Annotated in this window: 14 protein-coding genes and 3 tRNA genes; 2 read left to right on the top strand and 15 right to left on the bottom strand. The window is 73.9% G+C overall.

Going from position 1 to position 17,043, the window contains the following annotated elements; genetic code table 11:
• Nucleotides 1-202: 202 nt before the first annotated feature.
• The 4 genes from leuS to ACPC54_RS30100 all read right to left on the bottom strand — a co-directional run bounded on the left by leuS (nucleotide 203) and on the right by ACPC54_RS30100 (nucleotide 6,606).
• Nucleotides 203-3,082, bottom strand: coding sequence for a leucine--tRNA ligase (leuS, locus tag ACPC54_RS30085; RefSeq protein ID WP_498969293.1), 2,880 nt, complete (start codon nucleotides 3,080-3,082; stop codon nucleotides 203-205).
• Between the two features lie 451 nt (nucleotides 3,083-3,533).
• A complete protein-coding gene (locus ACPC54_RS30090; protein ID WP_498969294.1) occupies nucleotides 3,534-4,826 on the bottom strand; it encodes an NsdA family TPR-like regulatory protein in 1,293 nt (430 codons plus the stop codon).
• Between the two features lie 108 nt (nucleotides 4,827-4,934).
• Nucleotides 4,935-5,007 (bottom strand) — tRNA-Ala (locus ACPC54_RS30095).
• Between the two features lie 150 nt (nucleotides 5,008-5,157).
• Nucleotides 5,158-6,606, bottom strand: coding sequence for an MFS transporter (locus ACPC54_RS30100; RefSeq protein ID WP_498969296.1), 1,449 nt, complete (start codon nucleotides 6,604-6,606; stop codon nucleotides 5,158-5,160).
• A 103-nt stretch (nucleotides 6,607-6,709) separates the two neighbouring features.
• Between ACPC54_RS30100 and ACPC54_RS30105 the strand changes: the two genes are divergently transcribed.
• A complete protein-coding gene (locus tag ACPC54_RS30105) occupies nucleotides 6,710-7,609 on the top strand; it encodes a helix-turn-helix transcriptional regulator (protein WP_498969297.1) in 900 nt (299 codons plus the stop codon).
• Between the two features lie 83 nt (nucleotides 7,610-7,692).
• Here the strand turns inward: ACPC54_RS30105 and ACPC54_RS30110 are convergent.
• From ACPC54_RS30110 to ACPC54_RS30145, 8 genes are all read right to left on the bottom strand, one after another.
• Nucleotides 7,693-7,765, bottom strand: a tRNA-Ala gene (locus tag ACPC54_RS30110).
• A 46-nt stretch (nucleotides 7,766-7,811) separates the two neighbouring features.
• Nucleotides 7,812-7,884, bottom strand: a tRNA-Ala gene (locus ACPC54_RS30115).
• Between the two features lie 143 nt (nucleotides 7,885-8,027).
• Nucleotides 8,028-8,675, bottom strand: coding sequence for a histidine phosphatase family protein (locus ACPC54_RS30120; protein WP_498969341.1), 648 nt, complete (start codon nucleotides 8,673-8,675; stop codon nucleotides 8,028-8,030).
• Nucleotides 8,672-9,130 (bottom strand): ribosome silencing factor, encoded by a 459-nt coding sequence (rsfS, locus tag ACPC54_RS30125; protein ID WP_498969299.1) that lies wholly within the window; start codon nucleotides 9,128-9,130, stop codon nucleotides 8,672-8,674. Before rsfS ends, ACPC54_RS30120 begins: the two co-directional genes overlap by 4 nt.
• A gap of 162 nt (nucleotides 9,131-9,292) precedes the next feature.
• Nucleotides 9,293-11,146 carry an LCP family protein gene (locus ACPC54_RS30130; protein WP_498969301.1) on the bottom strand — a complete coding sequence of 618 codons (1,854 nt, stop codon included), beginning with the start codon at nucleotides 11,144-11,146 and terminating at the stop codon, nucleotides 9,293-9,295.
• A 15-nt stretch (nucleotides 11,147-11,161) separates the two neighbouring features.
• On the bottom strand, nucleotides 11,162-11,794 hold the full coding sequence (nadD, locus tag ACPC54_RS30135; RefSeq protein ID WP_498969302.1) for a nicotinate-nucleotide adenylyltransferase: 633 nt from the start codon (nucleotides 11,792-11,794) through the stop codon (nucleotides 11,162-11,164).
• Between the two features lie 124 nt (nucleotides 11,795-11,918).
• Nucleotides 11,919-12,074 carry a hypothetical protein gene (locus tag ACPC54_RS30140; RefSeq protein WP_498969303.1) on the bottom strand — a complete coding sequence of 52 codons (156 nt, stop codon included), beginning with the start codon at nucleotides 12,072-12,074 and terminating at the stop codon, nucleotides 11,919-11,921.
• A 165-nt stretch (nucleotides 12,075-12,239) separates the two neighbouring features.
• Nucleotides 12,240-12,386, bottom strand: coding sequence for a hypothetical protein (locus tag ACPC54_RS30145; RefSeq protein ID WP_498969305.1), 147 nt, complete (start codon nucleotides 12,384-12,386; stop codon nucleotides 12,240-12,242).
• Nucleotides 12,387-12,702: 316 nt separating this feature from the next.
• Here ACPC54_RS30145 and ACPC54_RS30150 point away from each other — a divergent pair, with 316 nt between their 5' ends.
• Nucleotides 12,703-13,770 (top strand): M48 family metallopeptidase, encoded by a 1,068-nt coding sequence (locus ACPC54_RS30150; protein ID WP_498969306.1) that lies wholly within the window; start codon nucleotides 12,703-12,705, stop codon nucleotides 13,768-13,770.
• Nucleotides 13,771-13,837: 67 nt separating this feature from the next.
• On the opposite strand, the gene ACPC54_RS30155 is transcribed toward ACPC54_RS30150, so the two are convergent.
• The 3 genes from ACPC54_RS30155 to ACPC54_RS30165 form a co-directional block, all read right to left on the bottom strand.
• On the bottom strand, nucleotides 13,838-14,908 hold the full coding sequence (locus ACPC54_RS30155) for an SCO2583 family membrane protein (protein ID WP_498969308.1): 1,071 nt from the start codon (nucleotides 14,906-14,908) through the stop codon (nucleotides 13,838-13,840).
• 102 nt (nucleotides 14,909-15,010) lie between these two features.
• Entirely contained in the window at nucleotides 15,011-15,583 is a 573-nt protein-coding gene (locus tag ACPC54_RS30160) for an SCO2584 family spore wall biosynthesis protein (protein ID WP_498969342.1), read from the bottom strand.
• A gap of 101 nt (nucleotides 15,584-15,684) precedes the next feature.
• Nucleotides 15,685-17,007 carry a glutamate-5-semialdehyde dehydrogenase gene (locus tag ACPC54_RS30165; protein ID WP_498969310.1) on the bottom strand — a complete coding sequence of 441 codons (1,323 nt, stop codon included), beginning with the start codon at nucleotides 17,005-17,007 and terminating at the stop codon, nucleotides 15,685-15,687.
• Between the last annotated feature and the right edge of the window lie 36 nt (nucleotides 17,008-17,043).

Consider the following 17,043-nt stretch of genomic DNA (forward strand, 5'->3'; position numbering starts at 1 on the left):
CCCCCTCCCGAGGCGGGCCGAACGGGCCCGGCAGCCGGAGATCAGGGACAGATCGGGGATCTCCCCGAGGGCCCGCACGCCCCTCCCCCGAGGGCCCGGAACACTCCCGGCGAACCCCACGACACCCCCCGACAACGCCCCCACAACGCCCCGGGCGGGCGCCCCGAAGGACGCCCGCCCGAGAAAGGTGTTCCGGCCCGGCTCAGCCCGTGACGATGTTCACCAGCTTCGGCGCCCGCACGATCACCTTGCGCACCGCCGCGTCCCCGATCGCCGCGACGACGACCGGCTCGGCCAGCGCCAGCGTCTCCAGCTCGGCGTCGGTGATGCCGGGCGCGACCTCCAGCCGCGCCTTCACCTTGCCCTTGATCTGCACGACGCAGGTGACGGACTCGTCCACCACGTACGCCGGGTCCGCGACCGGGTAGTCGGTGTGCGCCAGCGACTCGGTGTGGCCCAGCCGGCGCCACAGCTCCTCGGCGACGTGCGGGGCCAGCGGCGCGACCATCAGCACCAGCTGCTCGGCCACCTCGCGCGGCGTGGAGCCGCGCTTGACCAGGTAGTTGTTCAGCTCGATCGCCTTGGCGACGGCCGTGTTGAAGCGCAGCGCGGCCATGTCGCCGCGGATGCCGTCGATCGCCTTGTGCAGGACGCGCAGCGTGGCCTCGTCGGCCTGCTCCTCGGTGACGACCAGTTCGCCCGTCGACTCGGAGACGATGTTGCGCCACAGCCGCTGCAGGAAGCGGTACGGGCCGACGACGGCCCGGGTGTCCCAGGGGCGGGAGACGTCCAGCGGGCCCATGGACATCTCGTACAGGCGCAGCGTGTCGGCGCCGTACTCGTCGGAGATGTCGTCCGGGGCGACGGCGTTCTTCAGGGACTTGCCCATCTTGCCGGCCTCGCGCTTGACCGGCTCGCCCTCCCAGAAGTACGCGCCGTCGCGCTCCTCGACCTCGGCGGCGGGCACCGGGAAGCCGCGCTCGTCGCGGTAGACGTCGGCGGTGATCATGCCCTGGTTGAACAGCTTGTGGAACGGCTCGACGGACGAGACGTGGCCCAGGTCGTGCAGCACCTTGTGCCAGAAGCGGGCGTACAGCAGGTGCAGCACGGCGTGCTCGGCACCGCCGACGTACAGGTCGGCGCCGCCGGCCGGCTTGGTGTCGGTCGGGCCCAGCCAGTAGCGCTCGTTGGCGGGGTCGGCGACGGCCGAGGTGTTCGACGGGTCGACGTAGCGCAGCTCGTACCAGCAGGAGCCGGCCCAGTTGGGCATGGTGTTGGTCTCGCGGCGGTACTTCTTCACGCCGTCGCCCAGGTCCAGTTCGACGTTGACCCAGGCCTCGTTGCGGGACAGCGGGGTCTCCGGCGAGGAGGAGGCGTCGAACGGGTCGAAGGTGCGCGGCGAGTAGTCGTCGACCTCGGGGACCTCGACGGGCAGCATCGACTCGGGCAGCGCGTGCATGACGCCGTCCTCGTCGTAGACGATCGGGAAGGGCTCGCCCCAGTACCGCTGGCGACTGAACAGCCAGTCGCGCAGGCGGTAGTTGACGGTGCCCTCGCCGATGCCGCGCTCGGCCAGCCAGGCGGTGACGTGGGCCTTGGCGTCGACGACGGTCAGGCCGTCCAGGGTCAGGCCGTCGCGCGTGGAGTTGACGATGACCGAGTCGTAGGTGTCGAAGGCGTCGTCCCACTCGGCCGGGTCGGAGCCGCGCCCGTCGGTCGGCTCGACGACGCAGCGCATCGGCAGGCCGAAGGCGCGGGCGAAGGCGAAGTCGCGGTGGTCGTGGGCGGGGACGGCCATGATGGCGCCGGTGCCGTAGCCCATCAGCACGTAGTCGGCGATGAACACCGGGACGGACTCGCCGCTGACCGGGTTGACGGCGTGGGCGCCGGTGAAGACGCCCGTCTTGACCTTGGCCTCGACCTGCCGCTCGACGTCCGACTTGGCGGCGGCCGTGGCGCGGTAGGCGGCGACGGCCTCGGCGGGGGTGGCGGCGCCGCCGGTCCACTCGGCGGGCACGCCCTCCGGCCAGGCGGCGGGGACGATGGCGTCGACCAGGTCGTGCTCGGGCGCCAGCACCATGTAGGTGGCGCCGAACAGGGTGTCGGGGCGGGTGGTGAAGACGGTGATCTTCTCACCGTCGACGGCGAAGTCCACCCGGGCGCCTTCGGAGCGGCCGATCCAGTTGCGCTGCTGCAGCTTGATGGCCTCGGGCCAGTCCAGCATGTCCAGGTCGTTGATCAGCCGGTCCGAGTACGCGGTGATGCGCATCATCCACTGGCGCAGGTTGGACTTGAACACCGGGAAGTTGCCGCGCTCGGAGCGGCCGTCCGCGGTGACCTCCTCGTTGGCCAGCACGGTGCCCAGGCCCGGGCACCAGTTGACCGGCACCTCCTTGGCGTAGGCCAGCCGGTACTCGGCCAGCACCTCGTCGCGCTCGGCACCGGTCAGCGAGGCCCACTCGCGGTCGCCGGGCAGCCGGCGCGAGCCGTCCGCGAACTGCTCGACCAGGTCGGCGATCGGACGGGCCTTGGCCGCGTCGGCGTCGTACCAGGAGTTGAAGATCTGCAGGAAGATCCACTGCGTCCAGCGGTAGTACTCCGGGTCGATCGTGGAGAACGAGCGGCGCGGGTCGTGGCCCAGGCCCAGCCGGCGCAGCTGGCGGCGCATGTTGGCGATGTTGGCCTCGGTGGAGACCCGCGGGTGGGTGCCGGTCTGGACGGCGTACTGCTCGGCGGGCAGGCCGAAGGCGTCGTAGCCCAGGGTGTGCAGGACGTTGTGGCCGGTCATCCGCTGGTAGCGGGCGAAGACGTCGGTGGCGATGTAGCCCAGCGGGTGGCCGACGTGCAGGCCCGCGCCCGAGGGGTACGGGAACATGTCCATGATGAAGCTGTGCGGCTTCGCGGCGACGTCACCGGCGGACGGGTCGGCCAGCGGCCCGACCGGGTTGGGCACGTGGAAGGTGCCCTCCTTCTCCCAGATGTCCTGCCAGCGGGACTCGATCTCCGCCGCCAGCGCGGCGCTGTACCGGAACGGCTCGGTGGCGGCCTCGGCCGCGCCGGACGCAGGGGTCGTCTCGCTCATGGTCCTTCAAGCTCCATCGATGTCAGTTGGCGAACCGCGCGGCGCGGCCGTCCCGTGGGCCCGCCCCTCGGCGCGGCCGCGGACGGGCCGGGCACGGGGCATGGGGGCGGAGAAACAAAGCGGAAAAACAAAAAAGCCCCTCGCAGGAGGGGACGCCACGCCGACTCCGGCACCGCCCGTGGGCTCAGCCGGTCCTGGTCAGCGCGGCCGGCTAAGGAGCAGGCGCACGGTTCGCATGGGCTCAGGGTACCGCAAGCGGCTCGACGGCCTCCCTGGCATTACCCCGCCCCCGCCCGAGGGCCCCTCCCCGGCACTCCCCCGTCCCCGCCCGAGGGCCCCTCCCCGGCACTCCCCCGGCCCCGTACGAAACCCCCGTCAACGCCCCTGCCAAGGCCCCCCGGCAGCGCCCACACCAAGCCCCCCGCCGTGCCCCCGCCAAGGCCCCCGGGGCCTACGCCCCCACCCGCCCCGCCGCGTCGAAGTCCCGCAGCGCCCGGGCCAGCCGCTCGGACTGCATGCCCGCCGCCAGCCCGCGCGCCAGCTCCGCCGTGCGCGCCGCCTCCCGCCGGTCGCCGAGCCGCCGGTGGGTCTCGGCGAGGCGCACCATCAGCAGCGCCTTGGTCCGTGCTCGCCCCGGCCCGAGCCCGGCGACGGCCTCGGCGAGCTGCGCCTTGGCCATCCGGTGCCGGCCGAGCGCGAGCCGCCCCTCGCCCACCATCCCGGCCAGGCAGGCCCGGGCCTCCTCGGCGCCGGGCACCCCGTCGAGTTCGGCGAAGGCCCGGGCGGCGGCGTCCTCGGCCTGCTCGGCCTCGCCGCGGCGGCCGTGCGCGCGGGCGATCCGGCCGAGCTGGCGGGCCCGGCCGGTGGGGCTGAGTGCCTCGCCGTGGCTGTCGAGGGCGGCGCTGAGCGCGGAGACGGCGTCCAGGCCGCGCCCGCCGGCGCCCTGGGTGGCGAGGACGACCAGCGCGCCGAGCACGGCGACGCCGAGCCGGACGTCGCCGCTGACGTGCGCGGCGCGCAGCGCGGCGACGAAGGCCCGCTGGGCGGCGGCGTCGTGGCCGAGGTCGTAGGCGGCCCAGCCGGCCAGCCGGGCGAGCCTGCTGGCCGTGCCGTACAGCTCGCGGCCGAGCCGTTCGTCGTACGCGCCGAGTTCCAGCAGCTTGGCCAGCATGGCGAGTTCGGCCCGGGTGGGGCCGAGGACGAGGCCGCCGCCGCAGGAGCGTTCGAGGCGCTGCTTGCTGCGGTAGGAGAGTCCGAGGTCGCCGACCAGCGAGGGGTCGACGCGCAGCGCGCCCTCGCCGCCGCCGACCGGCGGGGGCGAGGTGCTGAGGCGTTCGGCGGCCTGGTCGAGGTCGGCGCTGCGGAACAGGTCGGTGAGCCGGACGGGCCCGGCGTCGGTGGCGGCCTCGCGCAGCGCGGTCTGCGCGGTGTCGGCGGTCCACGCGTCGCTGAGCAGCCCGGGCGAGAGGATCTTGGCGCCTCGGTGGCCGCCCATCCGGCCCCACAGCTGCTCGTAGGTGACGGCGATGCCGAGGGTGCGGCTGAGCACCTCGCAGACCGCCTGGTCGTGCGGGCTGCGCGGCACCATGCCGCGGTCGCGCCACTTGTACGGGGCGGTGGAGCTGATCGCCAGGCCCGGCGGCAGGGCCAGGCTGACCTCGCGGGCCAGCCGTTCCGGGCTCCAGCCGAGCTGGTGCAGTATCCGGGCCAGCTCCTCGTTCCGCCTTCGCTGCAGATCGGCCATGGGACGACGGTAGCGGGATTCGCGGCCCGGGCGCCGGTGGCATGCACACACCTGGACACAACGGCGAAGGGCCGCCTCCCACATCGGGAGGCGGCCCTTCAACCACTGTGGAGCTATGGGGAATTGAACCCCAGACCTCTTGCATGCCATGCAAGCGCTCTACCAACTGAGCTATAGCCCCTTGACCTGCGATGTCACCGTGGTTCCGGTTCGTTTCCGTCCGTTTCCCTCGGCGACATCGACTACTTTACACGGTCCCGGGCGTGCTCCTGAAATCCGTTTCCCGCGGCCGGGCCGGACCGGGGCGCGGCCCGGCCCGGGCGCCGTCCCGTCAGCCCTTCGCCGCGCCCGCCCGCCGGCTGCGCGACGCGAAGCCGACCCCCACCAGCACCATGACGGCGTTGACCGCCAGGGTGACCAGCACCGCGTGCCCCGAGTCGGCGGCCGGCGCCGGCAGGTCCACCTGCCCGAGGAACACCGAGCCGAGGGCCGCGACCCCGACCACCTGCCCGAGCTGCAGGACGGTCACCGTCACCCCGCTGGCGTCGGCCGCGTCCTCGGGCGCCACGTGCGCGAGCGCCCGGGCGAACAGCGGCGCGTACGTGCAGCCGGCGGCGAGGCCGAGCGCGCCCGTCTCCGCGAGCACCAGCGGCCCGGTGTCGGCGCCGCCGCCGAGCAGCAGCCCGAGCACCAGGTAGCCGCCCCCGAGCAGCGCCCCGGCGAGCAGCGGCAGCACCCCGTGCAGCCGGGCCGGCAGCCTGTGCCAGCGCAGGCTGCCCAGGCCGAAGCCGATCGCGACGGGCGCCGAGCAGAGCCCGGCCTCCAGCGCGCCGTGGCCGAGGGCCGCCTGCTGGTGCAGGGCGAAGGTGAACATGAAGCCCGCGTAGGCGGCCATCACCGTGAACAGCGCGGCCACGGCCGGGCGCAGCCCGGGGGCCCGCAGCACCCGCGCGGGGATCAGCGGCTGCCCCCCGCGCCGGGCGACGCCGCGCTCGACCGCCACGAAGAGGCCGAACACCAGCACGCTGCCCGCGAGCGCCGCCCAGCCCCAGTCCGGCCAGCCGAGTTCGCGGCCGAGCACCAGCGGCACCACCAGCAGGCCGAGCGCGGTGGCCAGTGCCACCAGGCCGGGGAGGTCGAAGCCGCGCGAGGCGTCGCCGGGCAGCCGCGGCAGCAGCCGGGCGCCGGCGGCCAGCAGCACCAGCCCGATCGGCACGTTGACCAGGAACACCGGCCGCCACCCGGTGCCGAACAGGTCGGCACTGACCAGCACTCCGCCGAGCACCTGCCCGGCCGCGACGGCCACGGCCAGCACCGCCGAGTAGAGGCCGATCGCGCGGGTGCGGGCGGCACCGGTGAAGGTGCGCTGCAGCAGGCTCATCACCTGCGGCACCATCACCGCCGCCCCGGCGCCCTGGAGCAGCCGGAAGGCGATCAGCCAGCCGGTGCTCGGGGCGAGGCCGCAGGCCAGCGAGGTGGCGGTGAAGCCGGCCAGGCCCGCCTGGAACAGCCGGCTGTACCCGTACCGGGCGCCGAGCCGGGCACCGGTGATCAGCAGCACCGCGTAGGCGATGGAGTACCCGGCGATCACGAGTTGCAGGGCGGCGCCGGAGGCGCCCAGGTCGGTGCGGATGGTGGGCACCGCGACGTTGACGATGGAGCCGTCGAGCACGGCCATGAACTGCCCGCACAGGACGAGCGCGAGGAGCAGCCCGGGCCGGACGGCCGGGGCCGCGCCGGGGCCCGCCGCCACGCCGGGCCGGGTCTGAAGGTCGGTCATGGCCGCCAGCCTGCGGGCGGGCCGGTACCAGTGGTTAGAGCCTGCTGATCCTGGTACTGCCGGCACCTGTCTCGCCCGCGCGCCCTGCGGCACGATGGAGTCCATGACCGTCCTGGAGGAACTCCCCGCCGCGGCGGCCGGCCGCGGCCACCGCCGCACCGAGCTGGCCCGCTTCCTGAAGGCCTGCCGGGCGCGGGTCACCCCCGAGGACGTCGGCCTGCCGCCCGGGCTGCGCCGCCGCACCCCGGGGCTGCGGCGCGAGGAGGTCGCGCAGCTGGCCGGGGTCGGGGTGACCTGGTACACGTGGTTGGAGCAGGGGCGGCCGATCAACGCGAGCGAGCAGGTGCTGGTGGCGGTGGCCCGGGCGCTGCGGCTGGACGGCACCGAGCAGCAGCACCTGTTCCGGCTCGCCGGGATGGAGCCCTCACCGCTCGCGCAGCCGGACGCGCCGGAGCTGAACCCGTCGATCCAGGTGATCCTGGACTCGCTCGCCCCGCTTCCGGCGGCGGTCTCCAACACCCGGTTCGACGTGCTGGGTTTCAACCCGCCCTACCGCTCGCTGTTCGGCACCGAGCGGATGCGCCCGGCCCACGGGGCCTACTTCAACAGCCTCTGGTGCATGCTGACCTCGCCGGAGTGCTGCAACCCGTGCGAGAACCCGGATGAGACGCTGCCCCGGATGGTGGCGGTGCTGCGCTCGGCGTACGGCAAGCACGTCGGCGAGCCGGTCTGGGAGGCGCACGTGCAGCGGCTGTCGGCGGGCAGCGAGGTGTTCCGGGAGCTGTGGGCCCGCCAGGAGGTGGCGCCGCCGCACACCCTGCTGCGGATCTTCCGCCACCCGGTGCTCGGGGTGATGCGGCTGAACGCGACCTACCTGACGATGCCGGGCGTCCCGGAGTGCTACATCGTCGTGTACGTCCCGGAGGGCCCGTCCGACCGGGAGCTGGTCGAGCGGCTCAACTCCCTGGCGCCGGGCGGCTGGACGCACACCTGCACGCCGTAGGACCGCCGGGGCCACCGGGGCCACCGGCGGTCCGGAACGCCGGAAGGCCGCCACCCACCGGGTGACGGCCTTCCGAACTGCTGTGGAGCTATGGGGAATTGAACCCCAGACCTCTTGCATGCCATGCAAGCGCTCTACCAACTGAGCTATAGCCCCGCGACGCGGGCGACCCTGGATGCTTTCCACGACCGCCGATGCGGAGTGGAGCTATGGGGAATTGAACCCCAGACCTCTTGCATGCCATGCAAGCGCTCTACCAACTGAGCTATAGCCCCGCACTCACCGGATCTCCCGCTTCCCTTCCGGGCCGCGTTCCTTCCCTGCGAACGAGGAAGACTCTAGCTGGTCAGGGCCGGAACTGCGAAATCCGCTCCCCCGGGCCCCCGCTCCACCCCTGCCGCGCCCCCGCCGGCACCGCTCAGGTGTCGTCGCCGATGACCGGCTGCGGCAGCGTGCCCGCGTTGTGCTCCAGCAGTCGCCAGCCGCGCGCCCCCCGGCCGAGCACGGACCAGCAGCAGTTCGACAGTCCGCCGAAGCGCTCCCACACGGGCGCCTCCAGGCCGAGCAGCCGCCCGAGCATGGTGCGGATCGTCCCACCGTGGCTGACCACGACGAGCGTGCCGTCGTCCGGCAGCTTCTCGACGGCCTCCAGCACCACCGGTACCGAGCGGTCGGCGACCTCGGTCGCCAGCTCGCCGCCGCCGCGCCGCACCGGCTCGCCGGCCGCCCAGGCCGCGTACTCCTCGGGGTAGCGAGCACGGATCTCGGCGTTGGTCAGGCCCTGCCAGGAGCCCGCGTACGTCTCGCGCAGGCCCTCGTGGTGCTGCACGTCCAGCCCGGTGACCGCCGCGAGTTCCGCGGCCGTGCGCCGGGCGCGCTGGAGGTCCGAGGAGATCAGCAGGTCGGGCCGGAGCCCGGAGAGCAGCCGGGCCGCCCGCCGGGCCTGCTCGACGCCCTGCTCGGTCAGCTCGATGTCGGTCGTGCCCTGGAACCGCGATTCGAGGTTCCAGGACGTCTGACCGTGCCGCCAGAAGACGATGCGCGGGCCCCGCGCGGCCCGGCTCAGTGCAGGTCCTCGGGCTTGCCGAAGTCGTCGGCCGGGGCGACGGCGTTGCCGGCCTCGTCCGTGTGGGCGTCGGGGCGGTTGCGCGACTCGACGGCGTCGGCGGGCAGGGGCAGCTCGGGGCAGTCCTTCCAGAGCCGGTCCAGCGAGTAGAAGGAGCGCTCCTCGGAGTGCTGGACGTGGACGACGATGTCCAGGTAGTCGAGCAGGATCCAGCGGCCCTCGCGCTCGCCCTCGCGGCGCACCGGCTTGATGTCCAGCTGCTCGCGCAGCTGGTCCTCGATCTCCTCGGCGATCGAGCGGACCTGGCGGTCGTTGTTCGCGGAGGCGATCAGGAAGGCGTCGGTGATCGACAGCACCTCGCTGACGTCGAACGCGATGATGTTGTGCGCGAGCTTGTCGGCCGCGGCCTGGGCGGCGACGGTGATGAGCTGCTGGCTGTGGTCGGTGACGGTCACGGTGTTCTTCCGGATCGGCGGCTTGGGAGTGCCCCCGGCACTTGGCCGGGGGTCGCCTTCCAGGATCTCACGCCGCCCGGGCGCCCCCGGAACGCATTTCGGCCGGGCACCGGCGCCGACCGGGCGGCCAGGCGGACCGAGGGCCGCCCGGCCGGAACCGGCCTACTGGTTCTTCGGCGGCTGGTAGTCCCTGCCGAGCACGACCACCAGGTCCGCGTTCTGCGCGTCGCCGACCTTCTTCGCCGCCGTGTCCGGCAGCCCCAGGCTGGTCGCCAGCGACTTCGCCGCGGCCTGCCGGGCGTCGTCGGTGTAGCGGATCTCACTGGTGGCCTGCGGCGCCGTCTTCGAGCCGCCGGGGATGAAGGTCAGACCGGCGTTGGTGACCTGGACCTGGGCGGCGGCCGCCGCCTGGTCGTTGCCGGTGGCGTCCTGGATCGAGACCCGGGCCGGGGCCGAGTCGCCGGCGCCCGCGGACTTCACGGTGCCGCCCAGCACGTCCTTGACCTGCTTGCCCGCGGTGGCCTCGTCCAGCCCGCCGTCCGGCTTGACGGTCAGCGCGGCGGTCCCGAAGTGGCCGTCCTTGGCCTGCTGGGCGAGCTGGACCAGCACCCCGGCGAGGGCGTCCTCGGGCAGCGAGGGGTCGAGCACCGCGTTCATCCGGTGCACGTCGTCCTTGGCGTCCTTGAACTCGGTCGGCATGGTGCGCACCACCGCGTCCATGACCTGCCCGAACCGGGCCAGCTGGGCGTCCCGGTTCTCGCCCTGCGCCTGCAGGGTGGCGTACGCGACCGCGGCCTTGCCGTTGAGCAGCACGTTCTTGCCGGCCGGGGACAGCTGCTTGCCGGCGGCGTCCTTGGTCTCGGCGTTGGCGTCCACCCGGATGCCGCCGAGCTGGGAGACCAGCAGTTCCAGGTACGGGGTGTCCAGCCGCCAGGTGCCGGCGACCGGGGCGCCGAGCACCGTGGACAGGCCGTCGCGGGTGGCCGAGGCGCCGATGCTGTCCATGGCCTGGCCGACCGTGGTCACCGGCGGGTCGCCGGGGCCGGGCAGTCGCAGGTTGTCGGGCAGCAGCAGCACGGTGCCCTTCTTGCCGCCGGTGTCGTCGACCAGCAGCGCGCTGGACACCTTGCCCTGCAGGTCGCGCAGGTGCACGACGTTGACCTGGCGGCCCCCGGCCGCGGCGGCCGCGGTCGGCTGGTCGCCGGAGAACCACAGGTACCCGCCGGTGCCGGCGGCCGCGAGCCCGACCACCACGCCGAGGGCGATCAGCCGGGTGCGCAGCTTGCGGCGCCGCTCGGCCCGCACCTCGCCGCGGGACTCGGTGAACTTCATCCAGTCGATGACGTCCTCGGACTCCTCCGTCTCCTCGTCGACGAAGGTGAACTCGCCGGTGGCGTACGAGTCCTTGGGCGCCCTGCTCCCGGCGCCCTTGCCGCCGCGCGCCCCGGCGACCTGCTCGGACGGCGGCTCGGCCTTGGCCGGCGCCGCCTCGCCGGCCGGGCGGGACGCGCCCCGGCGCGGCGGCGGCACGGCGGCGGGAGCGGGAGCGGGAGCGACCGGGGCGGCCTGCGGCTCCGGTTCCGGCCGGGCGACCACCGGAGCGGCCGGGGCGACGGGCGCGAGGGGCGCGGCCTGGTACGGCTGCTGGTGGCCCTCGTAGCCGTAGGACTGCTCCTGGTACCCGTACCCGCCCTGCTGGTAGGCCTGCTGGACCGGCTGCCCGTACGGGTCGTACTGCTCGTACGGCTGCTGCTGGTATCCCTGCTGGTGCGGCTGCTCGTACGCCTGCTGCTGGTACCCCTGCTGGTGCGGCTGCTCCTGGAAGCCCTGCTCCTGGTAACCGGCGGTGTACGTGCCCTGCCCGTAGACCGGCTGCCCGTACTGATCGTACTGCTCGTACGGCTGCTGCTCGTACGGCTGCTGCTGGTACCCCTGCTGGTGCGGCTGCTCGTACGCCTGCCGGTACTGCCCGGTGGACCAGTCCTCCGGCTGGTGGCCGCCGTTGCGATCACTCATGCGCCCGCTCCTGGGTCAGGTCCCGTGCGGGGCGTACAGCGCCCGCTTGTCGATGTAGCGGACCACGCCGTCCGGGACGAGGTACCAGACCGGCTCGCCCTTGGCGACCCGGTTGCGGCAGTCCGTGGAGGAGATGGCCAGCGCCGGGACCTCCACCAGGGAGACCCCGCCCACCGGAAGCCCGGCGTCCGAGAGAGTGTGCCCCGGGCGGGTGCATCCGATGAAGTGGGCCAGCGAGAAGAGTTCGTCGGAGTCGCGCCAGGAGAGGATCTGGGCGAGCGCGTCGGCGCCGGTGATGAAGAACAGGTCGGCGTCCGGGTGCATGGCGTGCAGGTCGCGCAGGGTGTCGACGGTGTACGTCGGGCCCTGGCGGTCGATGTCGATCCGGCTCACCGAGAACTGCGGGTTCTCCGCGGTGGCGATGACCGTCATCAGGTAGCGGTCCTCGGCCGGGGTGACCCGCCGGTCGCTCTTCTGCCAGGGCTGCCCGGTGGGGACGAAGATCACCTCGTCCAGGTGGAACGCGCTCGCCACCTCACTGGCGGCGACCAGGTGGCCGTGGTGGATCGGGTCGAAGGTGCCGCCCATCACGCCGAGGCGCTTCTTCACCGGTTCCGGTCCGCCGGGATTCCCGGCCTGCTCTCCCATGCCGACACACCTTACGCGACGCCCGTTACGGGGCGGGAGCGCCGGGGTCGGGGGCCCCGCGGACACACGCGAGGGAGCGGCCGGCCGCCGGCCGGGCGCTCCCCGAGGGGCTCCAGGGGCCGGTTCAGCGGTCCTTGTTGAAGCGGGTGACGATGAAGAGCAGGAGCAGCAGGATGAACAGCGCGGCGCCGCCCGTCAGCGCCGGGTTCAGGCTGTCGTGGTTGCCCCCCTCGCCACCCTCGGCGAGCAGGTTCAGAACGGGGAGTGCGGCAGTGTTCATGGTCGGCGGGACCTTCTCGGCTCGGGGGAACGGACCTGGGGGTTGCTCCGGGCCGGTGAGGGCCCACCGTCATCGTACGGGGGGTCACACGGCAACCGCTCGGCGGCCCACCGCCGCTGACCGGACGTGAGCGACGTGGCAGGGGGCGGGGCCGGGAGGGGCGTCCTAGTTGCCGCGGAAGGCCTTGGCCATGATCCAGACCAGCAGGCCGATCCCGACGAAGGACCCGACCACGATGATCCGCAGGAACAGGCCCGGTCCGGCGTCGTCGGAGATGGGCGCGGCCAGGCTGACAAGCGCGTCGGTGGACATCTGCGGGGCTCCTCGAACTCTCGGTACCGCGGCCGGGTCCGGTCTCGGTTCTCCAGGGCAATCAGGGTAAACCGGCCTCACACCCGCGCCTGTCACCGGCCCCTGCGCGCCGCCTCCCGCCGGCCCGTCCGCCGCCTCCCGCGCGCGCTCCGCACACCCACCGACCGCCCCGGTCCGGGCCGACGCCCCGCGCGTACGCTGACTCCGGGGACGAGTACGCAACCGCGAGCGTTGCACAGTCAGTCGTCACAGGCGAAGAGCAGCGGGGGCCGGCCGTCGAGCCGGGGCCGCCGTCGACCAGGAGGTACTCAGACCCATGACCCACAGTTTCGAGAAGACCCCGAGCCGGCGCCGCCAGCGCTTCCCCGAGATCTCCACCCGCGCCTGGGAGCACCCGGCCGACCGCTCCGCCCTGGTCGCGCTGCGCAGGCTGACCGGCTTCGACGACGTGCTGAAGAAGCTGGCCGGGCTGGTCTCCGAGCGCGCGATCCGGCTGATGTTCCTGGCGACCGCCGTGAAGACCTCCGAGCGCCAGTTCCCCGAGCTGTACGGGATGGTCCGCGACGCCGCCTACGTGCTCGACCTCGACCAGGTCCCGGACCTGTACGTCAGCCAGGACCCGAACGTCAACGCGTTCTGCATCGGCATCGACACCCCGATCATCGTGGTCACCAGCGGCCTGGTCGAGCTGCTCGACGAGGAGGAGCTGCGCTCGGTCATCGGCCACGAGGTCGGCCACGCGATGTCCGGCCACGCCGTCTACCGGACGATGCTGCTGATCCTCACCAACATCGCCACCCGGATCGCCTGGGTGCCGCTCGGCAACCTGGCCATCACCGCGATCATCACCGCGCTCAAGGAGTGGTTCCGCAAGGCGGAGCTGTCCAGCGACCGGGCCGGCCTGCTCGCCGGGCAGGACCTGCACGCGTCCATGCGGGCCCTGATGAAGCTGGCCGGCGGGCACAACCTGGGCGAGATGAACGTGGACGCGTTCCTGGAGCAGGCCGAGGAGTACGAGCGGGCCGGGGACCTGCGCGACGGCGTCCTCAAGCTGCTCCAACTGCTGCCGCAGACGCACCCGTTCGCCGTGGTGCGGGTCGCCCGGCTGAAGAAGTGGGCGGAGAGCGACGAGTACCGCTCGATCCTGGCCGGCGCCTACCCGCGCCGCACGGACGACCCGAACGCCTCCGTCTCCGAGCAGTGGAAGGCCGCCGCCGAGCACTACACGACCTCGGTGAAGGAGAGCAAGGACCCGCTGATGGGCCTGCTGCGGGACGTCGCGGGCGGCGCCGTGAACGTCGGCGGCAAGCTGCGCGACACCTTCACCGGCGGCGGCTCCCGGAGCGGCTCCGCCGACCGCCCGTCCGACCGCGACGACAAGTAGCCCCTCACCGCCGCGAGGAACGGCCGGCGCCCGCCCGGGCGCCGGCCGTCGCCGTGTCCGCACCCCCTCAGCTCCCCGCCAGCACCCCGCACACCTGCCAGGCCGGGTGCCCGTGGTCGCCCGGGTCGACCGGCGAGGGCGGCGGGACGGGCGCGGCCGCGCCGCCCTGCGGGCCGGCCAGCACCGGCTGCAGGAAGCCCGCCATCGAGACGGCGCAGGGCTGCGGCCCGGCCTGCAGCACCGAGTCCACCAGCCGCAGCTGGGCCTGTGAGAGGTCGATCCGGTCGAACTCGAAGGTCAGCTGCCGGCGCACCGACTCCAGGGTGACCGGCGCCCCGGCCGGGGCGCCGGCCGGCTTCAGCGCGTAGACGAAGGTGTGGTCGGTGGTGATCTGCAGCGTGCCGGCGTCCGACTCGTCGACCCGCATCGCCCCGGCCACCTTCACGGTGTCGGAGGCCAGCGCGACCCGCGCCGGGTCGAAGCGCACCACCCAGCCGGTCAGCGCGTGGTGCCGGTCGTCCACCGGCTGGGCCGTGCTGGCGTCGAACTGGGCCTGCTCACCGGGCGTGACGAAGGCCCGGACGTCCGCCGTGGCGCCCTGGACGAGCGCGGCCGGCGCCAGCGAGGACGCGACCAGGTAGCGCTGGACGGTGTCGAGCGCCTTGGTCACCTCGACCCGGCTGTAGTGCTCGGTGGCGGCCCCCGCCGGGGTGTTCAGCGCGAGCGTCCCGTCCCCGTACCCGGCCGGCAACGCCGCGAACGGCCTCGCCGGGTCGGCCACCGGCCGCACCGCCGAAGCCGGGCTCAACGCGACCAGGCTGACGGTCAGTTGACTGCCCTCGGGCCGGGCCGGGACACCCTTCGGGGAGCTGACGCCGAAGTACACGGCGGCCCCGAAGGCCAGCAGCACGATCAGCAGCAGGGCCAGCGCCTGCCGGGGCACGGTGCCCAGCGGGCCGAGCCGCACCCGTGGCCGGGTGGCCCGGCCGAACGCGCCCGACAACCGCTCGCGGGCCGACAGCTCCTGGATCCGGGCAGCCCGGACGAACGATTCGTCGAACACGACGGACCGGTACTCGTCCTCGTTTCCGGAACCGCCCTCGGGCGCACCCTCGGGAGGCTCGCGCGGGTCACCCATACCACCAGGGTAGGCCGTGCACCGGCGCCGCCACAGGGCCCCGGAGCGATTGCCCGGAACGCTCCGTGACCACCCGCCCCGGGCGTACGCCCCGGCGCCCGATCAACCCGCCGGAGCGGTGACCACCGGCGTCGGCTCGGCCGGAGCGGGCCGCGGGTCCACCCCCGCGCTGCTGCTGCCGGAGTCCGGGCGCCGGGGCGTCCCGGAGGAGCCGCCCACGCCCTGGTACACCGCCGCGACCGCGACCGCGACCAGACTCACGCCCATGATCACGGCCAGCACCCAGGCCACCGGCCGGTGCCAGCGCTGCTGGGCCACGTACCGGCCCCGCGAGCGCGCCGGATCGTAGCCGCGCCGCCCCCATCGCCGGGCCCGTCCGCCGGCTGCCCGGCCCGGGCCCGACCACGGATCGGGGTAGAGATGGTCCTCGTCGAGTCCGCTCGGGTACGGGCGCAGCTCCAGCGGCAGCCCGTCCGCTGCGGTGACGTCACAGCCCCAGCCCGGGCCCGCGGTGTCCGGCTCGAACCGGGCCTCGGCGGCGGCGAGTTGCCGCTCCTTGGCAGTCGGCTCGTGCACGGCGGCGGACCGGACGAAGGCCTCATCGAAGACCACGGTGGCGAACTCGTCGTCCGCATCACCGTGGTCGGCGCCGTCGGGGTACGGCAAGCCCCCCACATCCTCAGCCACGGATTCAGCGTATTACCGGCCGGGCGATTTGTCTGGGGCTCATCGCAGTTGGTCCTTCACACGTGTGACGGCCGCCGCCGCGGCCCCGCTCAGCGGGCGTCCGCGCCCCCGCCCACGGTCTGCGCCGCCTCGCCCCGCACGTGCCCGTCACCAGTGACGATGTACTTGGTGCTGGTCAGCTCCGGCAGGCCCATCGGGCCGCGGGCGTGCAGCTTCTGGGTGGAGATGCCGATCTCCGCGCCGAAGCCGAACTCACCGCCGTCGGTGAACCGGGTGGAGGCGTTGACGGCCACCGTGGTCGAGTCGACCAGCTGGGTGAAGCGCCGGGCGGCGGCCTGCGAGGTGGTCACGATCGCCTCGGTGTGGCCGGAGGACCAGCGGCGGATGTGCTCGACGGCGGCGTCCAGCGAGGGCACCACGGCCGCGGCCAGGTCCAGCGAGAGGTACTCGGCGCCCCAGTCCTCGTCGGTGGCCGGCACCACGGTGGCGGCGCCGCCCTCGGCGGCCTTGAGCACCGCCTCGTCGCCGTGCACCGTCACCCCGGCCTCGGCCAGCGCGGCCAGCGCGAGCGGCAGGAAGGCGTCCGCGACGTCCTGGTGGACCAGCAGCGTCTCGGCCGCGTTGCAGACGCTGACCCGCTGTGCCTTGGAGTTCAGCAGGATGCCGACCGCCATCGCCAGGTCCGTGTGCGCGTCCACGTACACGTGGCAGTTGCCGGTGCCGGTCTCGATCACCGGCACGGTCGAGCCCTCGACGACGGTGCGGATCAGCGAGGCGCCGCCGCGCGGGATCAGCACGTCGACCAGGCCGCGGGCGCGCATCAGCTCCTGGACGGAGTCGCGGCTCTCCCCCGGCACCAGCTGGACGGCGTCGGCCGGCAGCCCGGCCCCGGCCACGGCGTCCCGCAGCACCGCGACCAGCGCGGTGTTGGAGCGGTAGGCGGAGGCGGAGCCGCGCAGCAGCACCGCGTTGCCGGACTTCAGGCAGAGCGCGGCGGCGTCCACGGTGACGTTCGGCCGGGCCTCGTAGATGATGCCGACCACGCCGAGCGGCACCCGTACCTGCCGCACGTCCAGGCCGTTCGGCAGGGTGTAGCCGCGCAGCACCTCGCCCACCGGGTCGGGCAGGCCGGCCACGTCGCGCACGTCGGAGGCGATCGCGGCGATCCGCTCGGCGGTCAGCGTCAGCCGGTCGATCACCGACTCGGGCGTGCCGGCCTCGCGGGCCCGGGCCACGTCCTCGGCGTTCGCCGCGACGATCTCCGCGGCGCGCGCCACCAGGGCGTCCGCGACGGCCAGCAGCGCGGCGTCCTTCACCCGGCGCGGCAGCGGGGCGAGCACGGCGGCCGCCGTACGGGCGCGGCGCGCGGCGGCGAGGACGGGACTGTCGGCGGGGGCGAGGTCGCTGGTCATGCGACCCAGGGTAGCGACTGCACCGGGCCCGCCGAG

It is taken from the genome of Kitasatospora sp. NPDC094028, from assembly GCF_049543595.1.
Taxonomy (GTDB): Bacteria; Actinomycetota; Actinomycetes; order Streptomycetales; family Streptomycetaceae; genus Kitasatospora.